This window comes from Robertmurraya sp. FSL W8-0741 (assembly GCF_038004005.1).
Taxonomy (GTDB): Bacteria; Bacillota; Bacilli; order Bacillales; family Cytobacillaceae; genus Robertmurraya; species Robertmurraya siralis.
This window is the reverse complement of the sequence record NZ_JBBOQG010000001.1, coordinates 4,759,166-4,783,383: the sequence shown is the minus strand read 5'-3', so window position 1 is coordinate 4,783,383 and position 24,218 is coordinate 4,759,166. Positions and strand designations below refer to the sequence as shown.

The 24,218-nt window shown below is 35.4% G+C and carries 28 protein-coding genes and 1 pseudogene; 23 read left to right on the top strand and 6 right to left on the bottom strand.

Annotated elements, in window-relative coordinates; genetic code table 11:
- The first annotated feature begins 6 nt into the window (after positions 1–6).
- The 7 genes from NST02_RS23315 to NST02_RS23285 all read left to right on the top strand — a co-directional run bounded on the left by NST02_RS23315 (position 7) and on the right by NST02_RS23285 (position 5,151).
- Positions 7–897, top strand: coding sequence for a phage tail domain-containing protein (locus tag NST02_RS23315; RefSeq protein WP_340949904.1), 891 nt, complete (start codon positions 7–9; stop codon positions 895–897).
- A 2-nt stretch (positions 898–899) separates the two neighbouring features.
- The gene (locus NST02_RS23310; RefSeq protein WP_340949903.1) at positions 900–2,012 is read left to right on the top strand and encodes a siphovirus ReqiPepy6 Gp37-like family protein; all 1,113 of its coding nucleotides are present in this window, start codon (positions 900–902) and stop codon (positions 2,010–2,012) included.
- A 158-nt stretch (positions 2,013–2,170) separates the two neighbouring features.
- Positions 2,171–3,226, top strand: coding sequence for a hypothetical protein (locus NST02_RS23305; protein ID WP_340949902.1), 1,056 nt, complete (start codon positions 2,171–2,173; stop codon positions 3,224–3,226).
- A gap of 10 nt (positions 3,227–3,236) precedes the next feature.
- On the top strand, positions 3,237–3,563 hold the full coding sequence (locus NST02_RS23300; protein WP_340949366.1) for a hypothetical protein: 327 nt from the start codon (positions 3,237–3,239) through the stop codon (positions 3,561–3,563).
- Complete coding sequence (locus NST02_RS23295; protein WP_340949365.1) at positions 3,563–3,670, top strand: CD1375 family protein; 108 nt, start codon at positions 3,563–3,565, stop codon at positions 3,668–3,670. Before NST02_RS23300 ends, NST02_RS23295 begins: the two co-directional genes overlap by 1 nt.
- Positions 3,671–3,761: 91 nt before the next feature.
- Complete coding sequence (locus NST02_RS23290) at positions 3,762–4,247, top strand: phage holin family protein (protein ID WP_137744824.1); 486 nt, start codon at positions 3,762–3,764, stop codon at positions 4,245–4,247.
- Positions 4,248–4,362: 115 nt separating this feature from the next.
- On the top strand, positions 4,363–5,151 hold the full coding sequence (locus tag NST02_RS23285) for an N-acetylmuramoyl-L-alanine amidase (protein WP_340949363.1): 789 nt from the start codon (positions 4,363–4,365) through the stop codon (positions 5,149–5,151).
- A gap of 47 nt (positions 5,152–5,198) precedes the next feature.
- Here NST02_RS23285 and NST02_RS23280 read toward each other — a convergent pair whose 3' ends face one another.
- From NST02_RS23280 to NST02_RS23270, 3 genes are all read right to left on the bottom strand, one after another.
- A complete protein-coding gene (locus NST02_RS23280; protein ID WP_137744527.1) occupies positions 5,199–6,209 on the bottom strand; it encodes an SDH family Clp fold serine proteinase in 1,011 nt (336 codons plus the stop codon).
- Position 6,210: 1 nt separating this feature from the next.
- Positions 6,211–6,390, bottom strand: a complete 180-nt coding sequence (locus NST02_RS23275) for a hypothetical protein (protein WP_137744526.1) — start codon at positions 6,388–6,390, stop codon at positions 6,211–6,213.
- A 329-nt stretch (positions 6,391–6,719) separates the two neighbouring features.
- Positions 6,720–7,058: a YolD-like family protein gene (locus NST02_RS23270; protein ID WP_340949901.1), complete on the bottom strand. Its 339-nt coding sequence runs from the start codon at positions 7,056–7,058 to the stop codon at positions 6,720–6,722.
- A 103-nt stretch (positions 7,059–7,161) separates the two neighbouring features.
- On the opposite strand from NST02_RS23270, the gene NST02_RS23265 reads away from it, so the two are divergent.
- The 10 genes from NST02_RS23265 to cydS all read left to right on the top strand — a co-directional run bounded on the left by NST02_RS23265 (position 7,162) and on the right by cydS (position 16,136).
- Positions 7,162–7,425, top strand: coding sequence for a YolD-like family protein (locus NST02_RS23265; RefSeq protein WP_340949900.1), 264 nt, complete (start codon positions 7,162–7,164; stop codon positions 7,423–7,425).
- A gap of 995 nt (positions 7,426–8,420) precedes the next feature.
- A complete protein-coding gene (locus tag NST02_RS23260; RefSeq protein WP_212934335.1) occupies positions 8,421–9,449 on the top strand; it encodes a siderophore ABC transporter substrate-binding protein in 1,029 nt (342 codons plus the stop codon).
- A gap of 19 nt (positions 9,450–9,468) precedes the next feature.
- A complete protein-coding gene (locus NST02_RS23255; protein ID WP_340949899.1) occupies positions 9,469–10,485 on the top strand; it encodes an ABC transporter permease in 1,017 nt (338 codons plus the stop codon).
- Positions 10,482–11,543 carry an iron chelate uptake ABC transporter family permease subunit gene (locus NST02_RS23250; RefSeq protein ID WP_340949897.1) on the top strand — a complete coding sequence of 354 codons (1,062 nt, stop codon included), beginning with the start codon at positions 10,482–10,484 and terminating at the stop codon, positions 11,541–11,543. Before NST02_RS23255 ends, NST02_RS23250 begins: the two co-directional genes overlap by 4 nt.
- On the top strand, positions 11,540–12,292 hold the full coding sequence (locus NST02_RS23245) for an iron ABC transporter ATP-binding protein (RefSeq protein ID WP_212934332.1): 753 nt from the start codon (positions 11,540–11,542) through the stop codon (positions 12,290–12,292). Before NST02_RS23250 ends, NST02_RS23245 begins: the two co-directional genes overlap by 4 nt.
- A 207-nt stretch (positions 12,293–12,499) precedes the next feature.
- Entirely contained in the window at positions 12,500–13,204 is a 705-nt protein-coding gene (locus tag NST02_RS23240) for a ferredoxin--NADP reductase (protein ID WP_340949895.1), read from the top strand.
- A gap of 289 nt (positions 13,205–13,493) precedes the next feature.
- Positions 13,494–13,634: a hypothetical protein gene (locus tag NST02_RS23235; protein ID WP_170943635.1), complete on the top strand. Its 141-nt coding sequence runs from the start codon at positions 13,494–13,496 to the stop codon at positions 13,632–13,634.
- A gap of 13 nt (positions 13,635–13,647) precedes the next feature.
- The gene (locus tag NST02_RS23230) at positions 13,648–14,988 is read left to right on the top strand and encodes a cytochrome ubiquinol oxidase subunit I (protein WP_340949894.1); all 1,341 of its coding nucleotides are present in this window, start codon (positions 13,648–13,650) and stop codon (positions 14,986–14,988) included.
- Between the two features lie 2 nt (positions 14,989–14,990).
- A complete protein-coding gene (locus tag NST02_RS23225) occupies positions 14,991–16,016 on the top strand; it encodes a cytochrome d ubiquinol oxidase subunit II (protein ID WP_212934354.1) in 1,026 nt (341 codons plus the stop codon).
- Positions 16,017–16,028: 12 nt separating this feature from the next.
- Positions 16,029–16,136, top strand: a complete 108-nt coding sequence (cydS, locus tag NST02_RS23850) for a cytochrome bd oxidase small subunit CydS (protein WP_373315148.1) — start codon at positions 16,029–16,031, stop codon at positions 16,134–16,136.
- A gap of 396 nt (positions 16,137–16,532) precedes the next feature.
- On the opposite strand, the pseudogene NST02_RS23220 reads toward cydS, so the two are convergent.
- Positions 16,533–16,664 (bottom strand): annotated as a pseudogene (locus tag NST02_RS23220) (DUF4372 domain-containing protein); the annotation flags it as partial.
- Positions 16,665–16,962: 298 nt separating this feature from the next.
- Here NST02_RS23220 and NST02_RS23215 point away from each other — a divergent pair.
- Entirely contained in the window at positions 16,963–17,415 is a 453-nt protein-coding gene (locus tag NST02_RS23215) for a hypothetical protein (RefSeq protein ID WP_137744717.1), read from the top strand.
- Positions 17,416–17,577: 162 nt separating this feature from the next.
- Positions 17,578–18,312, top strand: a complete 735-nt coding sequence (locus NST02_RS23210; RefSeq protein WP_137744716.1) for a DUF6060 domain-containing protein — start codon at positions 17,578–17,580, stop codon at positions 18,310–18,312.
- Between the two features lie 438 nt (positions 18,313–18,750).
- On the opposite strand, the gene NST02_RS23205 is transcribed toward NST02_RS23210, so the two are convergent.
- Complete coding sequence (locus tag NST02_RS23205; RefSeq protein ID WP_137744715.1) at positions 18,751–19,176, bottom strand: YvaD family protein; 426 nt, start codon at positions 19,174–19,176, stop codon at positions 18,751–18,753.
- 142 nt (positions 19,177–19,318) lie between these two features.
- Positions 19,319–19,885 (bottom strand): TetR/AcrR family transcriptional regulator, encoded by a 567-nt coding sequence (locus NST02_RS23200; RefSeq protein ID WP_137744714.1) that lies wholly within the window; start codon positions 19,883–19,885, stop codon positions 19,319–19,321.
- Between the two features lie 841 nt (positions 19,886–20,726).
- On the opposite strand from NST02_RS23200, the gene NST02_RS23195 reads away from it, so the two are divergent.
- From NST02_RS23195 to NST02_RS23180, 4 genes are all read left to right on the top strand, one after another.
- The gene (locus tag NST02_RS23195) at positions 20,727–21,419 is read left to right on the top strand and encodes a response regulator transcription factor (RefSeq protein WP_212934352.1); all 693 of its coding nucleotides are present in this window, start codon (positions 20,727–20,729) and stop codon (positions 21,417–21,419) included.
- Between the two features lies 1 nt (position 21,420).
- Positions 21,421–22,356, top strand: coding sequence for a sensor histidine kinase (locus tag NST02_RS23190; RefSeq protein ID WP_340949893.1), 936 nt, complete (start codon positions 21,421–21,423; stop codon positions 22,354–22,356).
- 158 nt (positions 22,357–22,514) lie between these two features.
- Positions 22,515–23,438: an ABC transporter ATP-binding protein gene (locus tag NST02_RS23185; RefSeq protein WP_095312938.1), complete on the top strand. Its 924-nt coding sequence runs from the start codon at positions 22,515–22,517 to the stop codon at positions 23,436–23,438.
- On the top strand, positions 23,431–24,123 hold the full coding sequence (locus tag NST02_RS23180) for an ABC transporter permease (protein WP_212934325.1): 693 nt from the start codon (positions 23,431–23,433) through the stop codon (positions 24,121–24,123). Before NST02_RS23185 ends, NST02_RS23180 begins: the two co-directional genes overlap by 8 nt.
- Positions 24,124–24,218: the final 95 nt, after the last annotated feature.

Here is a 24,218-nt window from a genome sequence, read left to right as displayed (position 1 = left end):
TTCTGATTGCTTAAAAATATAAAGATTACAAATAGCAGAGGGGATCAATTTGAGTTTAACTCATCTAACCGTTTAACGAATGGCATAGATTTAAGTGGTCTACAAGCAGCAGTCAATCGGTCTCAATCTAATTTACCTGGTTCGAGGTATCAAAGTACGAGAGTGGAAGAAAGAGAGTTTGATATCGAATTTCAAATCAGGCGACATAACTACAGCGAAGCCATGATGGACGATAAACGAGGGCAAATGTATAAGGTTTTTAACCCTAATTTTAACCCCATGCGCATTGATTTTATGACAAGCAACGACCAACCCTACTATTTGATGGCTGAATTAATTAGCGCACCGATTATGCCGCCAGATAAAAGTAATAATAATGCAGTATGGCAAAAAGCATTACTCCAATTTATTGCAACAGACCCATTTATTTATGAAGCAGTATCACACAAAGTTGAGATTGCGGAATGGGTAGGAAATTTAGAATTTCCGCTTGAAATTCCAGTCGGAGGTATTGAAATTGGTTATCGTAGTCAGTCACTTTTCAGAAATGTCTACAACGGCGGTAGCGAAACATCAGGAATGTTAATTCGATTCTTTGCAAAGTCAGAAATAGTTAATCCTAAACTAATTAATGTTAACACCTACGAAGAATTGAAACTCAATTTTACAATGCTACCAGGTGATGTCGTTAACGTCTCGACATATCGAGGAAAACGCTCAATAACGCTTATGCGCAACAATGTTCAGTCAAACATTTTTAATACATTAGCCTTCGAGACATCAACATTTTTACAGCTTTATCCTGGCGATAATATCTTTCGCTATGATGCTGACTCAGGAGCATTAGATTTTTTAGACGTGTCTATTGAATTTACTCCAACGAGGATAGGAGTTTAAAAATGATAGATTTATATGTATTTGATTTAGGAATCAATTTACTTGGAGAAATCAGCGAGTACAAGGAATTAGAAATAGAGCGGCACTATACCAAGGTAAGCGAGTTAACACTAAGAGTGGCAGCAACAAAGGAGAACTTAAGACTTCTAAAACACGACAACATCATAACTACACAAGATAACGCTAAATATGGTTATATCATTGAACATTTTTTCTACACAGATGAAGATGAAACCGAAATTGAAATTTACGCATACTCTCTAAATTATTTGTTGTCTTGGAGAGAAATTGAAAAACAGCAACGTTTTGTAGGAAATGTTGAAGATGTTGTAAAAGCGTTTATTAATAGCAATTGCATTAATCCTGCAAATCCAAATCGAGTCATCCCTAATTTACGTTTAACAAGCAATAACGGGGTTAATGTAATTACTGAGTCAACAGCAACAGGAAAAAATGTTGCCAACCATTGTTTTGAGTTATGTAATACGCACGAAATGTGTGTTGATGTACTCATAAATCATCAAGATAAAAAATTTGATGTTGTTACATGGCAGGGGGTAGATAGGAGTACATTGCAACACTCTAATCCACATGTCATTTTTAGCAAAGAGTTTGATAACATCATTAATCAAAAGTACGTAAACAACAAAACAAATTTTAAAAATGTCGCCATTGTTGCTGGAGAAGGTGAAGGAATTGCTCGAAAAGTTGTAATTGTGAACAACGAATTGAGTGGTTTTAATCGTAGAGAGTTGTATGTCGATGCTCGAGACTTACAAAGTAAATATACTGATGACAATGGCAACGAGATTATTTTGAGTCCTTCTCAATATGAAAAGTTACTCCAAGAACGAGGAAATGAAAAGTTACCAGAATATCAGATTATAGAGACATTCGAGAGCGAAGTAGATATGTATAGTCAGTTTACTTATGGTGTTGATTATGGACTAGGAGATAAAGTCTCGATTCGAAATGACGAGATCAAAAAAATCCTACACACAAGAGTCATAAGTGCCACTATAAAAAGCGATCGCAATGGTATTGACTTGCAAGTTAATTTTGGCAGCAATATCCCGAATTTATTTGAAAGAATAATAAAGAAGGTGAATCAATGACTATTTATAGCGGTATTTTTAACAGTGTACGTGATAGTACAGGCAGAGGGGATAGGTACTATGATGAATGGTGGTTCGCCAAATATTTTAGTACCTTTATTAGTAATGGTGTTTTCCCGAACCCAAGCACAAACCTACAAGTAGTTGAAAATAGCAATATGACAGTAATCGTTAAACCAGGGTTAGGTTGGATTAACGGTTATTTTTTATATTCTGATAGTGATTATATTTTGGAGTTGGATATAGCTGACGGGGTATTAAAGCGGATCGACCGAGTTGTAATGAGGTTAAATCACCTAACTCGTGAAATTGAAATTGCTGTTAAGAAGGGTGCTTTCGCTTCTACCCCTGTTGCTCCATCTCTCCAAAGAGATGCCAACGCTTACGAACTTGCCCTTGCTGATGTATTAATCAATAACGGAGCAATAAACATCACTCAGGCAAACATCACAGATTTACGCCTCAATACGCAACTATGCGGGATTGTACATGGTACGGTTAATCAAGTTGATACAACGACGATTTTTAATCAATATCAAGCGTGGTTTAATCAAGTTACGTCAAACGTTGAAGGAGAAATCAGGGAATGGCAAGCAGCATCCGAACAACAGTTTATGGATTGGTTTAACTCTCTGCAAGTAATTTTGGATGGTGACGTTGCCGCGAATCTTGCAAACAAGATATTGTTACTGGAGCAAGAGTTTAACGCACATAAGGCAACGGATGCAATTAATGCTCACAGAGCTGAAAATATAAGTTTCTCTGATCCAAACATGACCGCAACGGATGTAAAAGAGGCGATAAAAGAGGTTTTTACCTCTGGCAATAATGTAAAAATCGCTATGGTAGACGCATTATTGCAAGTTGACCCAAGTCTACCAATATCTTATGACAGTACATGGGAAGAAATAGAAGATGCAACAGGACAGATTAGTACGGGGAAAAAGCAGAATAGTGGAATAACGTCATCTAACATTAATGGAATAATTGAAATAACTGGCTTAGATTTCACTCCAAGAACTATCGTTGCTGGAAAAATAACGAACGGCGTCCTTTCAACTATTTATAATGCTGATGTCAGTACTACTAGATATTTATCAACTGGAGCGTCGAGAAATTTATCTGATTTTGCTTGCTATGTTCAATTCGGTGCATTTAAATTGATAGCAAACAATACTAGTGCTACGGATATTTATTGGGAAGCTATTGAGTAGGAGGCATAAAATGAATACTTTAATTATTTACGATGAGACAGGGTATGTTTTATCAATTAGACATGGGAAACCTGCACCAAGAGAACCAATCGGAGTACCTTTTTTATGGGTGGATATACCTGATGGAAAACGAATTTTAAGTGTTGATACTACCACAACTCCACATCAAACGATATTGGAGGATATTCCACCAAGTGAAACAGATTTGTTAAAAGAAGAAAACTTAACGCTTAAACTTGCAATTGCTGAGTTGGCAGAAACTCAAGAACAAGCTAAACTTGAAACACAATTAGCTCTTGCTGAATTAGCAGAATCATTACACGGAGGCGATGAATAATGGTAAAAGTTTATTGCGATTTAATCAAAGTTGGGTTACGTGTGATAGACCAAGTACCAACATTGTGGCGTGAGGATGTTCGTTCTGAATTAGAAAATGAAGGATAAACGCAGCATAAGCTAGCGTTATTTTTATGCCTAAATATCAGTATGCCCCGAACCGATCGGGGCTATTTATTTTGAATCCGGAGAGTGAGACATGTTTAATTTAACAGAAGTTTTTCAAAAAATGCTTTCGAATCATAGTATTAGCTTTGGATTTATCGCTGCGTCTATCGGAACATTTGTAGATGTGATGTTAAATGCCAAAGGGTTTATTGACTTACATGCGTATATTACAGCCATTTTGCTGATTATCATCGCACTTGATTTTACAGTAGGGGTAAGAGCAGCCAAGAAGAATGGAAAGTATCAAAGTAATAAAGGCATTGATGCAGTCATACGAGATGGAATCATATTAGCTGTAGTGGCAGTTGGATGGATAATTGACCAGATGCTAGGTACAGGTGCATTTGTCTTTAGTGTTCTTGCACTAGCGTTTACCTATCATAATTTCCAATCGTTTTGTGCGAACTTATATGTCCTTGGATGGGACAAATATTTTCCGATGTGGGCATTTAAGATTTTAGAGTCAGAAATCACAGCGAAGGTAAGAAAATATACGGAAAAGGGAGTTGGGAAGTGATGGGGCAAGTAACTGAATGCGTAGTGTGTGGAAAGGAAATCGAATGGAATCAGGAATTGTTTGCTAAAGGGGAACATGGGGAACCAGTTTGCTCCGAATGTGAGGAGGAAAAATAGTGCTCAAAATTTTTATCGATCCAGGACATGGAGGAACAGATCCAGGATCTATGGCAAATGGATTATTAGAAAAGTATCTTACCTTAGCAATCTCTTTGAAAATTAAATCCTTACTGTCTCAATATGAAAATGTTCAAGTCAAATTAAGCCGTGAGACAGATAAATATTTGTCTTTGTCAGCACGGGCAAAACTGGCCAATGCATGGGGAGCCGATTATTTTATGTCCATCCACATTAACGCAGGCGGCGGTACAGGATTTGAAACGTTTGTCCATACCAATGCGAGTAATGCGTCAGTTGCTAATCAAAACGAGATTCATACTGAAATCTTAAAACCTTTGGACTTTAAGGACAGAGGTAAAAAACGTGCTAATTACGCAGTATTACGTGAGACAAATATGCCGGCCATCCTCACAGAGAATGGATTTATTGACAATGCAAGTGATGCCGCGAAGCTTAAACAAACAGATTTTATCGATAAAATTGCTCAAGGGCATGTGAATGGTCTTGTTAAAGCTTTAGGGTTAAAAAAAGTTAAATCAGGAATAGCAGAACCAAAACCAGAAAAAGAAGATGAGGTGAATTGGCTGATGGAACCAGTTAAATTTTCAGTGAAAGAGATGGAAAATGCATTGCTACGTGTACTCGGTCGCTTTGAGCAAAAAGACCCGGCACTCGGTAAAGAATGGCGTACCAAGTTTATCAACGGCGAGTTAACAGGAGCAGATGCTTTAGGGATACTTTATGTGGCTGTAGATCGCGGTTATATCACTGGTAAAAGTGAGTAAAATGCTAAAGCCCTTACTCTTTTTGAGTAGGGGCTTTTAATATTGGGTCATAGTATGATATTATTTTCTTCTATTCCAAATTGAGGGCTGCTAACTTCTTGTGCAGCTGGGGGACCAGGAGGCTGCTTTTCAATTTGGTGTGGTAATACTGGAATTGCTCTCTGAACTTGAGAGATAAATGCCACTCCATTATGATTTTCAATAATTTTTGTAGCTGGAGTAGCAGTTAAAGTATGTATGCATGCATGGTGAACGGAAAGAACCGCATCCTGTAATTTTTTATCATCCTCAAGTGCTTGAACTGCTAACCCAATATCTCTTGCTCTACCCAGAGAAATATGACGATCATGAGAATAGGTTAAAGCATGATTTCCTAGTTCAGAAACAATGTAGTCAGCTTTTTTTTCTTTGTTAGAAGAGTCTTTAAACATTCCAGTTATTAACCATTCTTTTACCATTTGGTTTGACCAGTCAATTGCCTTTTCACATTCTCCTATTAAAGTAGGACTATATTTAGCTATGATAGGTTGCCAAATTGGAATTTTCTTTGGATCCTCAGTAATTTCTTTTACTGCCCTATTAAACTCTTCAATAATTCCATGTGTTGGGTAGCCCCGGTATTGTGGATCTATAGGTCCAAGGTTAGAATGTTTGCCCATAATTATTTCTTTAGAAGCACATGCAATCATTGTACCTGCTGACATTGCAATCTGTGGTACAATTACTCTAATATCAGTTCCAAAAATAGATTTTAGATACTCAACTAAGGATTCGGTAGCTGCTATACTACCACCGGGGGTATGTAAGAATAAATCTAGTCCTTTTGTCTTGTCTAATCCATTCATAACTGTCATGAAACCGTTTTTGTCACTATCGTCAACAGAAAAACCATTATAACGTTCAGCAACTAATTCTTGTTTTTGAAGCCATCCTGAATAATAAACTATTACATTTCTCTCAGTAATTTCATGTAAGGCCCTTAGATATTTTCTTCTAATTGAATCAAAAGGATTGTTAAAAATATTGATTTCATTTAAAATTTCACTCCAATTAGGCATTTTATCTTTGTTCCCCCCTTTCGGTTGGAGTTACAACAATATGTTTGGTGACAAATTTACTATTTGTTTCATCATCTAACAGTGTTGAACCAAAAGTATACTTTTTTCTATTTTCTTTGCTATTAATATTTAACTTCCTAAAAATGTCGGTTATTTCTGGTCGGATTTCATCGTTCTTCAAATTAATACCTCCCTTTATTTCTTATAATATATTAACATCAATTATAAAAATAATATACCTTTTGAAAAATCACTTGTGCAGAAATTTGTAGAAATTAATAAAAAAATTTCAGTCGCAAAAGAAATTACAATATTATGCATAACTCATTTATTATTATTATTATGTTTTTTGTGAAAAATGATACTTTCAATGAGAGCAAAATAGGACGGCTTAAACTTAACAGATAGCTACTCAAAAATTCGCCTGTCTCTATCTAGGATTGTTAAAAGCATCGGCAATAAAATGGATTGCTCAATGATTTTACGGTCATCCTCTGGGATAATTGCCAACTAAATCATCTCCGTTTTGCTAATGTCATTAATCGATAACCTTAATATCTCCTTGTCTGTGTCGATTAATAAGGTCTTAGTGACGTAATCAATTTTGTCGATTACGCCCTCAATGTCTTTAAAATATCCATCATCCCATAGTGTAAGTCGCATAGGCATGGTGTAATTAAGTGAGTTATAAATATCAATGTTTATTTGCTCAAGTTCTTGTTCGTCTAAAATTGGCTTAGGTACTTTTTCTTTATCTTTCCCCAACTTAATAAGTTCTTCTTTATGCTCCGGTAGCATTATCCGGCTTGATTCCCATCGTAAATTACTACCTTTCGTTAACTTATTCATTTAACCATCTCCTTTATGATTTAATTATACAAACATTTGTTCGAAAATCAACTTGATAACGAATATACGTTCGTTTAAAATATTTAAAAAGGAGTGATTTTAAATGATGTTAGCGAAACCAAAAAAAGTTAAGAAAGCAGCTAGACCAAAAAGGGATGAATTTGAACTTGAAGACTTAGCAAATCAACTTATTGAAGCGCACAATGAGGGTATTGTAGTGATCTTGCACATCTGGAAAGGTGAGCCAACAAGATGCAAAATCTCGAAACTTGATGGCCAAACACAGATGGTGCATATTGAAGTAGGGTATAATACAGAGAAAGTAAAATTTATTGATATTTTGAAAGTGGAAAGCGCTCCTGGTTGAGTAATCACATTAATCACATTAATCACATAAAAATCACTTATTTTCTGTTAAGTTTTGAAAAAACACGAAAATGACTAGAAATATAGGTTAGTAGAAATACAATAAAATAGAGGGTTTGAAAGGTGCTGAAACGGTGCGAAATACGCGCCAAAGATGGGCGGCATGATGTAATAACGAAAAGCGGAAACGGCTTGTTCAGCCCCGACAAGCATATGACGATCTAGGAAAGAAGGCGCTCTTTTCCTTCATTCCTAGAGTGGCTTATGACCTCGAGGGGCAAGCCGTTGCAGCTAGACATTATGTCACCAAACCCTTGATATATAAGGACTTTATGTAAGATAAGAGTGAAAAGTTAACATTTTGCTAACATTGAGGTTTTTAACGGAGGCTTCTCATTAGTTCATTGAACTTTTGAGAGGCTTCTTTTTTATTTTGGGGATATTTTCGATCCTTTTTTTTATGTCCGGGTGGAGCTTGTGGAAAATTACCCTCTGGTAGTGAACCGTATGGCTATAACCAAGATGTGGACATTGTTGATTCGTATGATTGTCTTAACTGTCTTATTGTATTAACGAGGAAGTTAATGTCTATGAAAATAAAATAAATAGACGCTTGTATTCCTCCTTTTCGATTAGGTACGATTGACCATAAGCAAAATAGATGGAGGCGCTTTCAGATAAAATATCCTTTATTATAAATATTCCCATAAATGATATTGACAATCATTATCAATTAGAAGTAAGATAATAGTTGTGTGATAGTAATGATAATCATTATCAATCAAAAAGGAATAATTGAAATGATTATTTGAAAAAGTTGGAGCTGGCTTGAAAGCGATAATTATTATCTTGTTTTATGTTGTAGATATGCCTGTGTTTTATAGAGATAAAGAGTATTTTATGAGGGCATAAAAAAGAACATAGATAGTCAATTTATCAGTTCAATAGGCTCTGAATTTTAAAAATTTATAATACATAAGGAAAGAGGTAAGAGAGATGGGGAAGTTTAAATTAACTGTCATTATGGCCATTTTTATTTTGATGTTGGCGGCATGTTCAAGTGCGGATAATGCAAATAGTGAAACTGAGGATAATGAACCTGAAGCAAGTGAGCAAGAAGAGGAGGCAACCGAACCTGCAACAGTTGAAATCACTGATGCACACGGAACGGTTACGGTTCCTGTAAATCCCAAGAATGTAGTAGCTTTGGATAATAGAACGTTTGAAACGTTGGCAGATTGGAATATTGAGTTAGCTGCTGTACCAAAAGCGGTAATGACCTCGGATTCACCGTATGTAATAGATGAAAACGTTCAAGATATTGGGAATCACCGTGAGCCAAACCTTGAAATAATAGCGGCTGTAGACCCTGAGCTTGTTATCGTAGGTCAAAGGTTTTCCGGATATTATGAAGATATAAAAAAATTAGTGCCAAATGCTGCTGTTATTGATCTAAATGTTGACGTTTCTGAGGAAGCCAGTGCGCCTGGAGAAAATTTAGTAAATGGATTTAAAGAAACTACCCTTAATTTGGGGAAAATTTTTGATAAAAATGAAGAGGCTGAACAATTGATAGCTAGTTTTGAGCAGGCGATTGAAAAAGCTAAGTCTGCGTATAATGGCAGCGATAGAGTGATGAGTGTTATCGTTTCAGGTGGAAATATAAACTTTTCAGCTCCGCACACTGGACGTGTTTGGGGTCCGTTATTTGAAATTTTTGGATGGATTCCAGCTTTAGAAGTTGAGAATACGACTACAGATCACCAGGGTGATGAGATTTCAGTTGAGGCGATTGCACAAAGTAATCCTGATTGGATCTTCGTATTAGACCGTGATGCTCCAATATCCGGTGAAACAGATAAAGTCCCTGCTCAGGATGTAATCGACAATTCACCTGCTCTTCAAAACACAACGGCTGTTACTGAAGGACAAATTATTTATGCACCAATGGATACTTATTTAAATGAATCAGTGCAAACTTTTATAGAGTTATTTGAAAACATGGCTAATACTTTAGCTAAGTAGTGTGAAGGAGTTTAACGCAGTGCCTAAAAATATCATCACCGGGATTGAGAGATATTCTCAATCCCGGTTTTATAACCACAATAAGATTTGGACAAAACCCTTTATATTAGCCATTATCATTGTCATTGGTTTAGGTGTTATTTCGCTGTTTACTGGAGTTTATCATATAGCTGGGCAAGAAGATGGAATGGAAATGTTTTTCATCACTCGTGTCCCAAGAACAGTTGCACTTATGCTTACTGGAGCCGCCATGGCAATGGCAGGACTCGTTATGCAGCTAATTACACAGAACCGTTTAGTTGAACCTACCACAACGGGTACGATGGAGTGGGCAGGTTTGGGACTCCTTGTTATTTATTTATTTGTTCCAGGCCCCTCTTTAGTACTTAGAATGACTGGTGCAATCATTTTTTCTTTTGTTGGAACGATGATTTTCTTTTTATTCTTAAGAAGGGTTAGACTACGTTCCTCTTTAATTGTTCCGATTATTGGTCTGATGCTAGGGGCAGTTATTTCTGCTGTTTCCACCTTTTTAGGACTCTTTTTCCAAATGACACAAGTAATTGAAGGATGGTTTGTTGGTTCTTTTGCCTCTGTTCAAGCCGGAAGATATGAGTATTTATGGATTATTGTCATCGTTACAATTCTTATTTTTATTTATGCGAATAGGTTAACTTTAGCTGGTCTGGGGGAAGATGTTGCCACAAGTCTTGGAGTCAATTATAATACGCTCCTTCTTTTGGCTAATGGCCTTATTGCAGTTGCAGTTGGTATTGTTGCAGCAGTAATTGGGAACTTGCCATTTCTAGGTTTAATTGTTCCCAATATTATTTCCATGATTAGGGGAGACGATCTTAAAAGTAATCTGCCTTGGGTATGTGTGAGCGGAATGGGGACGATTACTCTTTGTGACATCATTTCTCGAACCATTATTATGCCTTTTGAAGTGCCGGTCTCTTTAATCCTTGGCACAGTAGGCTCAGTCGTATTTATTACGATTTTAATGAGACAAAGGAAATCAAGGAGGCTAAGATGAACGCATTGAAGTATAGAAAGAAAGAGAATGTTAAGCTCGATATTAGCCTTCATAATGAAAGTAGAACTGCTAGAGCTTTTCGTACGAAGAAAGATGAAAAACGATATTGGTTTCTGCTCATTTCATTAATTGCTCTTGGTCTTCTTTTTTCCTACGGACTTTTAGTGTATAACAATCCGGTTCCGATCGATTCACCTTCTTTTATTCCCGTTGTTGAAAGAAGAATCGGAGCTGTGGTTGCCATGCTTATTGCAGCAGTTTGCCACAGCTTATCGACTGTTGCGTTTCAATCGATTACGAATAATCGAATTATCACTCCTTCACTTTTAGGCTTCGAATCACTTTACTCAGCTATTCATACGAGTACAATGTTTTTATTTGGAGCTAGTGCAATGGTGAGCTTCAGTGGGATTGGGCCATTTTTTCTTCAAGTTAGTCTTATGGTTTTAATGAGTTTGCTCCTATATGGATGGCTGCTCTCGGGGAAATATGGGAATTTACAGCTTGTGCTCTTAGTTGGAATTATTATCGGAACTGGGTTGAATACGGTGTCGGCTTTTATGAGAAAACTTCTTGCGCCATCTGAGTTTGACCTATTGCAGACAAGATTGATTGGTTCTATCAATAATGCGGATGCTGAATATTTTCCAATTGTTATTCCGATGGTCACCGCTGTTGCCTTATTGCTTTTTGTTTTTTCTAAGAAATTAAATATATTGTCACTTGGTAAAGATGTCTCTACTACTTTTGGCGTTAAATACCAATCTAATATTATTTATGCACTTGTATTAGTTGCTGTTTTGATGTCCATTTCAACGGCTGTAGTGGGCCCTCTTACTTTCTTTGGATTTTTAGTTGCCATTTTGAGTTATCAAGCGGCGCCAACTTATGACCATCGATATATTTTTCCAATGGCTCTTGCTATAGGGTTCTTTGTCTTAACAGCTGCCTACTTTTTCATGTACCATGTAATCAATCTTCAAGCTGTTTCCGTATTTATTGAACTGTTTGGCGGAATCCTATTTCTAATTGTAATTTTAAGGAAGAGGTCTCTATGATAAAAATTGATAATGCTAGAAAGATGTATACGGATGAAGTAAAGATTGGACCATTAAATATTGAAATACCAAAGGCTGGGTTTACTTCTTTAATTGGACCCAATGGTGCTGGAAAGTCTACGACTCTTTTGATGATTGGAAGACTTTTAAACATGGATGAAGGTCAAATTATGATTTCTAGTATGGATGTATCTTCTTCAAAATCAAATGACTTAGCGAAAATCGTCACTATTTTGCGACAAGAAAATCATTTTGTAACGAGGCTTACGGTTAGACAACTAGCTGGATTTGGACGATTTCCATATTCAAAGGGGAGATTGACGAGAGAAGACGAAGAAATTATTTCTAAATATATCGATTTTTTAGATTTAACAGATTTGGAAGATCGATATTTAGATGAGCTATCAGGCGGTCAAAGACAAAGAGCATATGTTGCAATGGTTTTGTGCCAAGAGACGGAATATATACTATTGGATGAGCCTCTGAACAATCTCGATGTTGCTCGTTCTGTTCAAATGATGGAGTATTTAAGACATGTTGCGAATGATTTTGGAAGAACTATTCTGACTGTTATGCATGATATAAATTTTGCAGCTAAATATTCTGATCGAATTTGTGCTATGAAAGATGGGCAAATTGCGGCATTTGGAACAGTAGAAGAGATTATGGATCCCAAACTTTTGACAGACATTTTTGAAACGAAAATAGAAATTATTGAGGGTCCGTATGGACCGATAGCTGTATATTAGTCACTAAGTTTTAAAAATTTCATATAGTCAAGAAATCTAATAGATCATTAGCCCAAATTATAACCGCCATTCTATTTGCGGTGTTTAGAAGAAGGAATATTCAATTTCCTATTAGGTGCATTTTCTTAAGAGCTATAGTTTCAATCCATTTATTTTTTATATCTATATTAGATGGTAAGGCAATTTATCATGGAGGGAGGATATATAATGAAAGTATATTGGACAAAAATAAATAAGATTATTGAAGAAACGCCGGAAGTTCGAACGTACCTGCTCGCCTGTCCGCAAGACTTTACATGGGAAGAAGGTTCTCACACCCACTTTGCACTGGAGGGGTTTAATGCTGGAGATAAACCAAACCGCAGTTTGATTCGCCATATGTCAATCTCCACTTTACCCTATGAAGAAGCGATTGGCATCACAACTCGTATTAGAGAGCAATGCTCTGAGTTTAAAACGATATTAAAGAATCTTAAAGTCGGAGATGAAGTTGCCATATTTAAAACGCATTCAAATGTACCACTGAAAAGAGAAGGGAAAAATGTTTACTTATTGTCATCTGGTGTAGGTCTGGCCACTTTCAGATCAATTGTACTTGAATATTTTAGACGAGCAGACAACGTGAGTCGTGTTCATTCTTTAAACATCCGTTCAGCAAAAGAGTTCTTATTTACAGATGTTTTTGTATCAGCACCTGATAAGAAGTTTACATCACAGTTTGTCGATAATCGTCACGACTACTATGAAGAAGTGAAGAATCTTGCTGCAGACAATGATGGACTTTACTATGTTGTTGGCAGTAATGAATTTATCGTACAGAATCTTGATGTTCTGCGTGAGAAGGGGATCAAGGCGGGACAGATTATACTCGATAAGCATGAGCAACAATTGGCAGAGTTTTTATCATTTTAATGGAATGGAGGGTTAAGGTAAGAATACGAGAATATGGCCGTTTTCTATTGACGGATTGCTGTACACTTAATTAAATATCATAAGAAACTTACATTACTTTGCTGTATCTCGCTTTCTAATCTAATGATCGACAAATCTACTAGTAATAGAAAATTTCATTCCTCTAGAAAAAACACGGATTGCTCTTAAACAGGAGTAATCCGTGTTTTTTTATTATTTGGAAGGGTAAAATATGGAAACTTGCACATAATAATATCGTTATAACAATAGAAGGTTAGGATGAACGACGATGAAACAAATGAAAAAACACACACAACCTAGAAAAAGCAATGCCATGTATCAAAGACATGAAAGGAAACTAGTATGGCTCACCTTTATTGTGGCGGCAATTATGCTTTTATCTATTATTGGCAGAGTTGTAGGCGGATAAAGGAGGGAATGGATTGATTAATGAGGAGGCAGTTTACTACAGTAGGATCCTGACAGAAACTACATTATCATTTCATATTATATATGCAACCTTAGGGGTAGGCGTACCTCTTATGATCATGATTGCCCACTGGGTAGGTATAAAGAAAAATGACGAACATTATATATTGCTTGCTCGAAGGTGGACAAGAGGGTTTATTATAACGGTTGCTGTGGGGGTGGTTACAGGTACAGCAATTGGACTACAGCTTTCTTTATTATGGCCGAATTTCATGGAGTTGGCGGGAAATGTAATCGCTCTACCGTTATTTATGGAGACGTTTGCGTTCTTTTTTGAAGCTATTTTTCTGGGCATATACTTGTATACTTGGGATCGGTTTGAAAATCAACGAAAGCATTTATTACTATTAATTCCTGTTGCAATCGGAGCATCATTTTCTGCCGTATTTATTACCATTGTAAATGCATTTATGAATGCCCCGCAAGGATTTGATTTAATAAATGGAGAGCTGGCAAATGTCAATCCAATCATGGCGATGTTTAATCCAGCGATGCCTACTAAAGTATCCCATGTCGTGGGTACAGCTTATATGACATCTGCATTTGTTCTTGCTTCTATTGCAGCGTTTCGTTTGCTAAGAGGCTCGAACCATATCTATCACAAAAAGGCACTCCTTTTAACTATGAAGATTGGATTAATCTTTTCTCTGACTTCTTTAATTGTTGGGGATTTGTCTGGAAAATACTTGGCGGAATATCAACCTGAAAAGCTTGCAGCGGCAGAATGGCATTTTGAAACGAGTGAAAGTGCTGAACTGATTCTTCTCGGATTTATGAATGAAGACGAAGAAATTAAGTATGCAATAAAAATTCCGTATGCATTGAGTATTCTAGCTCATGGATCACCGACAGCAGAAGTGATAGGTTTGGATCAGTTTGCTGAGGAAGATATACCTCCATTGTATATCCATTATCTTTTCAATATTATGGTTGTAATAGGGATGATGATGATTGGGGTATCCTTGTTATTTCTTATTGGCAAAGCTAAAGGGTGGTCTATTGTTGAGTCAAAGCCGTACCGATGGTTAATCGTTTTGGGCGGACCATTAGCAATTATAGCTATTGAAGCGGGTTGGTGGTTAGCAGAAGTAGGAAGACAACCGTGGATTCTCCGCGGAATCATGCGTACAGCAGAAGGAGCTACTACGAGTAATCATGTAGATCTTATGTTGTTTTTATTCTGTGGTCTCTACTTAATTCTAGGTGTGGGATCAGTAGTTGTTTTGGTTAGAATGTTTCGGATGAATCCAGTGGAAAGAGAATTGATGGATAGAAAAGGGGAAGTGCATAGATGAATCTGAACCTAGAAATTATTGGGATTATTGTTCTCTGGACATTTCTATTCGGCTATATTATTGTAGCCTCCATTGATTTTGGCGCTGGTTTCTTTAATGCATATGGAATCTTTACCAATAAGCAACATATTCTTACGAAAATTATTCAGCGATATTTATCCCCTGTTTGGGAGGTAACCAACGTATTTTTAGTTTTTTTCTTTGTTGGAATTGTCGGTTTTTTTCCAAAGACCGCCTACTATTATGGAACGACTTTATTGGTACCTGTTAGTATTGCTGTTATCTTATTGGGGATACGCGGTTCGTATTATGCGTTTGAAACATATGGAGCACGTTCACATAAGGGATATGCTTTCATGTATGGTTTGTCAGGTTTATTATTACCAGCAGCACTTTCGATTGTCTTAACGATTTCAGAGGGCGGCTTCATTTTTATTGAAAATGGGAACCCGGTTCTTGATTATATGGCCTTATTTATGAGTCCGCTTACATGGAGTATTGTCGTGTTGAGCCTATCAGCTGTATTGTATATTTCTGCTGTGTTTTTAACCTGGTATGCAGATAAAGCAAATGATACACCTGCGACTGAATTGCTCCGCCGTTATGCATTAATTTGGGCATTGCCTACAATCATTACAGCAGGAGGAATTATTTACGAGTTAAGATTTCATAATGCGGATCATTATGAGAAGATTTTATCAGTTTGGTGGATGTTTTTAATTTCAGCTTTATTATTCATAGGCACAGTATGGCTGCTCTGGAGACGGAAAAATTATGGTATTGCCTTTAGCTTGCTGATTGGTCAATTTGCATTTGCGTTTTATGGTTATGGGATATCTCATTACCCATATTTACTCTACCCACATCTAACGATATATGATAGCTTTACGAATGAGGCAATGGCTTTGTCTCTTATTATTGCATTTATTGCAGGCTTAGCCTTACTCATCCCTTCCCTGTTTTTATTATTGAAACTATTCTTATTTAATAAAGATTATGTTAGAGGAAACTCAGAACATAAGCATTGAGGGGGTTATAGGATGGATGCATTTTTAATCTTTGTCGCACCGTTTTTAGTGATTGGAACAGGGATAGCGGTGTCGTTCTGGTGGGTACAAAAGGATGGGGTTATCCGAAAGGAAGAATGAAAAACGATGTTTTGCGGCATGCATTTTGGACACTGTGAAGGCAGTGCGTGATTTGAACTTGCTGACTATAATTTAAACGTGTTTTATGCTTTTTTAGGGTGTGTCTTTGGAATAGTTAACTTAATACTTGTTGAAACATAAACAGCAGACGGTTTAGAAGTGCGATCATTCATTTCTAGTGGACCTTCCGCTTTTTTTATGTCTAGGACTATTTGGAAGTGCATATTTTAGTGATTTGCTATTCTGAAAATAAACAGCTCCGAAAAATAAAAGATAGGAAAGGAATACTATTTGTTATCGGATTCTTTACATTAATCATAACCTATCTTGGCTCCCAGCATTAAAAGTTATATTGCTCATAAATTGTCACCACAATATTTTCTTCATCGGTCTATTTAGAAATGATTCTGTCGCTAACTTTTTCTTATAGTAATTTAATTTCTTTGTTTTCACCTGTTCATCAAATAATTTCATATTTATTGGTGAAAACCATTATCCAAATGAAGTTTTTCGTGTAATATTATCCATCTGTATGCTCCTTTATTATTGGATTTAGACGGGATTACCACCTGACCTATCTATATATAAAGGATTTTTTCTTTGCACAAAATGAAATTATTGAACATTTTAAGTATTTTTAATAGAGAAATTAAATTAATGCAACACTAGTGACTTTTTGTAAAAAAAATAACCCCTCAATTAAGAGGATGGAAGTATATGCTAGTATCTGTGTCCAACTTTAAATTATTAAGCATTAATTACGATTGTTAGAAATTGTAAACTGATGTAATATATTTATATCTTTTATTTATTGGGGGAAGAATGGATGAAAAAAATGTTTGTAATTATTACCGTCATGTTTCTGGTAAGTTGTTCTGCATTTGGTAGTAGCACCCTTGAATTTTTTACCGATAAAGAAGAGGCGATAAGGCAAGGTATAAAGGCAGAGGGACTAAAAAAAGAAGATATATTGGGGGAAATTTTAGAGAATGGTGAAATCTTTGTGTTTTATAAAAAAAATTTAGAGGATGGATTAGGTGTTGGAGTTTCAAGCATTTATAAAAAGAACGATAAATACTCTTGGTACGACTCAGAGCAAGATGTAGTAATTCAAGGTAATAATCATAATTTTGATGTAAATTGGATCTTAAATACGAAAACTGGAAATCAATACAAAATTTATGTAGGCATGGCGGATTCGAAAGATATACCTGAAGGTATTTCTCCAATAATAGACCAAAAAACTGGAATATATTATCATGTTGAATCTCTACAGTGACTAAAGTATCATTTTTTATTTCTGATTATTCTAAAAAGAATAAATAAAGAGATTAATCCCATGACATAATTATCTAATTTTTGACAAAATTAGATAATTTGCTTTACTATTTTTGTTAATTGTTGTAAAATTTGGATATATTATAGTGAAGGAGGAAGAAATTTGGTAAAGAAGTCTAAATTTGTGGTAGTTTTTTTGAGTGCTTGTCTTCTATTTTCTCTTTTTGTTAGTTCAGCATCTGCAAATGAAATCGAAAAAATAAAAGATAATACTCAAGTTATCAGCAAAGACAATGCAATTTATGATTCGGAGTTAGGTAAATATGTAACTCCACTTAAAAAGGTTGATGGGAAACTAGTTCCCGTGTCAATCGAGGAATATGAAGTTGAAACTAAAGATGTGAAAGCTATTGATGAGACTGAAAAGCTTTATAACGAATTTAATACTGACTCAGATATCAGGATTATGGCTGACTACAGAGAATATTGGATTTTTGAACGATTTGAAACAATGCCCACATATGTTGGATCAACCATAAAGGTAACAGCAGACATAGGATGTACGACACCTACTTGTAGAATTGATAAGAATGTTTCTGTAACAGTTAGCGCATCCTATAACGTTTCTGCACCATTAGAAATTAGTGCAATTAAAGCAAACGCAGGATTTACTTGGACTAATAGTGCTTCTGATTCTAGTGTTTATTCTTTTTCCCTTGTAAAAGGTGATAGAGGATATATCGGTTTTAAACCTTATTATAAGAGAGTAAGAGGAACTCTAAAGAAATATTCTAATTGGGATGGATATCTTGGAATCTCTAAAACTGGTATTGGATACTCAGTTAAAAAAACAGCCTCGGGTGAAGCAGATGGGTATTATTATTTCGTACATTATTAATACTTAAAGTTACTAAAAACACCTTAATTAATCGAATTATGATTTATCAAGGTGTTTTTAAGCTGTTGTTAGGAAGAGTAAGTTGCTAATATAAAAACAGAGGGATTGTTCGAAAAATAGTCTTAGAGTTAACAGGGGAATAAAAAGAAATAGTAACAACTGAAACTCCCTTTACGATTGGATCGATAAGTAAATCCTTAACCGGATTAGCCATTATGGGATTAATTGAAGGACTTTAAAAGAACTGACTAGTTCAATCCTGTAAAAACGGTAAATCATCGTTAAAGTTATTACAATCAACAACGTCCAAAACGTTGATTCACCAAACTTTTGAAGCATGTTGGGGTGTATTGACTATGACTTAGTTACTTTAACCATTGAGTATTATTGTCCCCCTAGAACTCTTTCAGTTAATTGATGTTACAATTTCATCAACCATCACACTGTATTTACTTTACGAGGCAACTCTTCAAAGCCTGATGTGTCATGATTAATAAAAAATGGAATAAAAAACAATGGATAGATCATTAAATACAAATTCATTGCCCACCAACTTATATCGAAATCTAAACTGAATCCCCAAAAAGCAATAGCCTGTAAACCTGAGCAAAAGGTTAACACTAATGAAATTAAGGCATACGCTCTCCATTTTGTGCTGCTTTTCTTATATAAGTACAAGCTATAAAGTCCTGTTGCTGAAATGAAAATATCTAATGGAAAAAACGACCAGTTCCAAGCGATAATAATAGGATTATCATAATCCTTAAATGCCCAATCTTTAGGAATAAGACTGAAATATGTAACAATCCAATAAATGATAAAGCCGATATCTGTAACGAGGAAAAATGGTTTTAAAAATTTCATGAATAAAAATTCTCCCTTATTTTTGAAATATGAATAAAAAGCACTTATTGAAAACAAATGTTTATTCTACAGGTAAGAGATGTAATGGCAAGGCGACAGACAGTGCTTGAATAATTTTCATCGTCGGTATGCCTTTAGCATGTTAGTTGTCATCCTCTGATTTTGAAATGCCATGCAACAATATATCCATAACCGCTTCTAATTTTTCTTTAATAGTTAATGTGTCTTGCAAAGCCATCGGAGATTTATAAATTTGATTAATTGCACCTAAATATAACTCAATAAAGATATTTAGATTTATATTTCGGATGAATCCTTGTTCAATACCTTGTTTCATTAAAGTAAGAACAGTTGACCATTCCTCTCTTAAGAAATGGTCTAATTTTTCCCATTGTTGAAAATGGTTCTTTTTTAAATCAGACAATAAGCGAATGTTCATAAACTCGAACTCTTCAGGGGTACTACAAAGGATAAGTTTTAGTTTAGCTAACACATTTAAATTCTCATTCAATGCAATCTCTTGTTCATTTTGCTTTATGCGATGAATAAATGTTTCAATAACCTCCTCAACAATTTGATCCTTTGAAGAGAAATGTTGATAAATTGTTCGTTTACTTGTTCCTAAATTTGCTGCCAACTCACTCACAGTAAAACTGAACCCTTTTTCTTGAATTAAACTAATCGTTTCATTAATAATCCTATTACGCAATGAAAATCCCTCCTGTTGAAACCAAAGAAACCAATTAGGTTTTATTGGTACCATTATATTATAATATCCAGATTTTCACAACAACATTTGCTAAATTTATTGAATTGTTATTAACATGCCATTTAGGCAAATTGACCGCTTTACAGGTGGGAAAGTAAGTAAAAGGAATGTTGAGAGATTACTACGGTGGATAAATCGATAAAATAAAAGAACTTAATTTCTTTCATCAAGAGCACTAATGTTTTTGGTGGAAGAGATATTTTTACAGCATTTGATAGTGTCTTATTTATCGAGTCCTTCTAAAAGCATTACAATTCAAATATATAAGGGTTTTGTCTAAAACATTAATATTAAGGATTTAAAAGGAAGCTTTTCATGAGTTGAGAAAAATTGTGGAAAGCTTCTCTTTTTGATGTGCAGGAAAACTTGTGAAGCTGTTTAGATGATTTAAGTGATCCATAAGTTCGGCGGTTCTGCTAACATTGCAGGGGCTAATAAAAAACATTGATTTTCATCGGAAAGGAATTTTGCGCCATAGCGATATGCAGCACGCAATATTTGGTTCAGTGTCCGTGAATTTGCAATGGGTGGGTGCAGCATTAAACGGGATGGCTCATCACTGTGTGAAAAAAAGAAGCGGTTAACAAGCTGCAATCAGATTGGATTGCGGGAGGTTTGCATAGAGTTGGGAAGATTTAGCGCTTGATTGTGCGACATGAAAAGGTGCCTATAGTGTATAAATTGGTAAACAGGCAGTAACCCAACATCAAATAAAATTGCAAAAATAGTAAAAAGTATGAAATGATAATCTTATTAAGGTTTTTGATAGGGGAGATCGATGATGCCACATTCAATATTGCTGGTGGAAGATGATTTAGAAATTAGTGAGATGGTAAAGACGCAATTGGGGAAGGAAGGATTCAAGGTCGTTCAAGCGTTTGATGGTGAGTCTGCTCTTCAATACTTTTCTGCTGAAGGCTTTGATTTAATTTTGCTAGATCTCATGTTGCCCAAAATGAATGGAATGGATTATTTACAGTTCGTAAGGGAGCAAAGTGTGATTCCTGTTTTAATTATGTCGGCAAAAGATAGTGAGGTGGATAAAGCAATAGGTCTTGGGTTAGGCGCTGATGACTATATTGCAAAGCCTTTTTCGATGATTGAATTGACAGCAAGAGTAAAGGCTGCTATACGCCGTGCCAATAACTACTCCAAAGCTGTTGAGAAAGATGTGACAGCTAGCATCGGTGGGCTAACGGTAGACTTAGAAAATTTTTCAGTAAAAAAAGAAAATCAGGAAATTAAGTTGACAGCGAAGGAATTTCTGATATTAAAAATGTTTATCAGTTCACCAAATCGCGTCTTTACTAAAGAGCAAATCTATCAATCTGTCTGGAATGATGACTATTATAAGGATGAGAATGTCATTAATGTACATATGAGGCGGCTGCGGGAAAAGATTGAAGATGACCCTTCAAATCCGAAGTACATTAAAACGGTTTGGGGCATTGGATATAAGCTTGGAGAAATTTAATATGAATATTTTATTAGGTACCATTATTTTTATATTACTTACAATCGTTTTCCTACAGGTGAGAATTGCTCGAAAAAAACAGGCAGATCTTCAATATATCCACAAGAAACTAAAGCAGATCCTTACAGAAAAAACGAATGAGAAGTTGATTTTACAAACGGATGATGCCAATTTGAAGCTTTTGCTAATTGAAATCAATCATCTATTGGAACATATTCAAAAGACTGTGGCCCAATATAATAAAACAGAGATAGCGATGCGCAAAATGCTGTCAAATATTTCGCACGATTTAAAGACGCCTTTGACTGTTGTGTTAGGCAGTATTGAGATGGTACTGGAAGATGCAAAGCTATCCGAAGCTGAAAGAAATGCTCAGCTTGAAAAAGTTTATCGTAAATCGCAGGAAGTGTTAGATGTAATGAATAAGTTTTTTGAGTTAGCAAAATTAGAGTCTGGTGATCGGAACCTGTCTATTAGCCGTCTTGATATAAATGAACTTTGCAGAAATAATATATTATCATTTTATAATATTTTAACAGCAAAAGGGTTTCAAGTAGATGTTTCTATACCTGAACAACCTCTATACATTTTTGCTAATGAAGTAGCCATGAACAGAATCCTACAAAATCTAATTTCAAATGCCATTCGATATGGAAGTGATGGAAACATCATTGGCATTGAAGTTCGAGATGATGAGGAGTCTATTTTTATTGACGTCTGGGATCAAGGAAAAGGCATTCAAGCAAGTCATAAAGACCAAGTATTTGAAAGATTGTATACACTTGAAGACTCTCGAAATAAACAGTATCAAGGAAGCGGATTAGGGCTGACTATTACCAAAAGATTAGTAGAAGAAATGGGAGGCGAAATAACGCTCTCCAGTATTCCATTTGAAAAAACCATATTCACGATTAAACTTAGACGGGCTAAATACTAACTTCAATTTTTGTATTGATTTTTGCTTATTCGTTTTACAAGAGATGAAGCTGTTTGATCAAAAAGTTTAAATTCTTAAGAAATGCGTAAGAATTGATTAATAAAAATGAAAGTTCTCCTCGGTATGATGAAGAGAAGAAATAGAGAGGAGTTTTTTTGATGACATACATTTTACAGACCCATCACTTAACCAAAACATTTCAAGGGAAGGAAGTCATCTCAAATGTCAATATGAGGGTGAAAAAAGGCGAAATTTATGGGTTTCTTGGCCCAAATGGAGCAGGAAAAACGACAGTTATGAGAATGTTGATGAATTTAATAAAACCCACGAGTGGCGAAATTAATATGTTTGGTCAGCGAGTAACAAATCAGTCCTATGAGTTGTTGAAACGAATTGGTTGTATTATTGAGTATCCTGTCTTTTACGATAAACTTACCGCAAAAGAAAATCTAGATTTACACTGCGAGTATATGGGCTATTATGATAAAAAAGCCATTGATGAGGCGTTAGATTTAGTAAATTTGCATAATGTTGACGATAAGGCAGTAAAAGATTTTTCTCTCGGAATGAAACAAAGGTTGGGGATTGCTAGAGCCATTATTACTAAGCCTGAATTGCTTATACTGGATGAGCCTATAAACGGGCTTGATCCAGTGGGAATCAAGGAGTTGAGGAATTTATTCCAATTGCTTTCAAAGGAGTACGGGATCACGCTGCTGATATCAAGTCATATTCTTGGAGAAATAGAATTGATGGCAGATACGGTTGGGGTTATTAGTGAAGGGCGTTTAGTTGAAGAAGTATCGATGGAAAGCATTAGAAACAAAAATACGAATTATATTGAAATTCGTACAAATGATAGTAAAAAGGCTGCTCTCGTTCTTGAGAATTCCTTGAATATTTCAAACTACAAAATTGTCGATCCATCGATGATTAGAATATATGAAACAGATATATCGCAACATGAAGTTGCAAAATCATTGATTTTGCAGGACGTTTCCATTCATTCGATCAATGTTAAAAATCATTCTTTAGAAGATTACTTTTTAACTTTAATAAATGGGGGCGGAAAAATTGCTTAAATTAATTCGTTTGGAAATAAAAAAACATAAAATGTTTGGATATGTCAAAGCTGCGTTTATTGCAAACATCATGATGATCGTATTGGCCTGTATATTACCTATTATAGATAGTATCGAAGGAGATTCTTACTTTATAGATTATAAAATGATGTTGATAGCGATCGACACGATGGTAAGGGGAACGTTTATTGTGTTTTCCGGGGTTCTCATTGCAAGGTTGATCATTGACGAATATAAAAATAAAACGATGCACCTCTTGTTTATGTACCCTATAAAGAGACATACGATTATGTTGGCAAAGCTTATCTTAATTTCAAGCTTCACATTTATAGCGATTGTGATATCTAATTTTATTGTTACTGCTGCCTTTTACGGAATAAATTCATTCGCTCATTTTATCACAGATACAATCACGATGAGGATTATTGCGGAGCAGGCGGTAAAAGTATTGTTTACTGCATTATTTTCTGCAGGGCTAGGATTAATCCCCCTTTATTTCGGAATGATAAAAAAGTCTGTATCGACAACCATTGTAACTGCGGTTCTATTAGTTGGTGTAGTTGGATCTGACATTAATGGATTCTCATTATTTAATGTGATCATAATTCCTGTCACTCTCGCAGCGATTGGATTCATGGTCGCTTATATGTCTTTTAAAAATATAGAAAAAGTTGACGTTAATTAAATAAAATGGTGCCAAGGATAATATCCCCTCTGAAATTAGAGGGGATTTTTTATAAGTAAAATTTGAAAAAAAAGTAGGAAGTTTAAGCCCAGCTA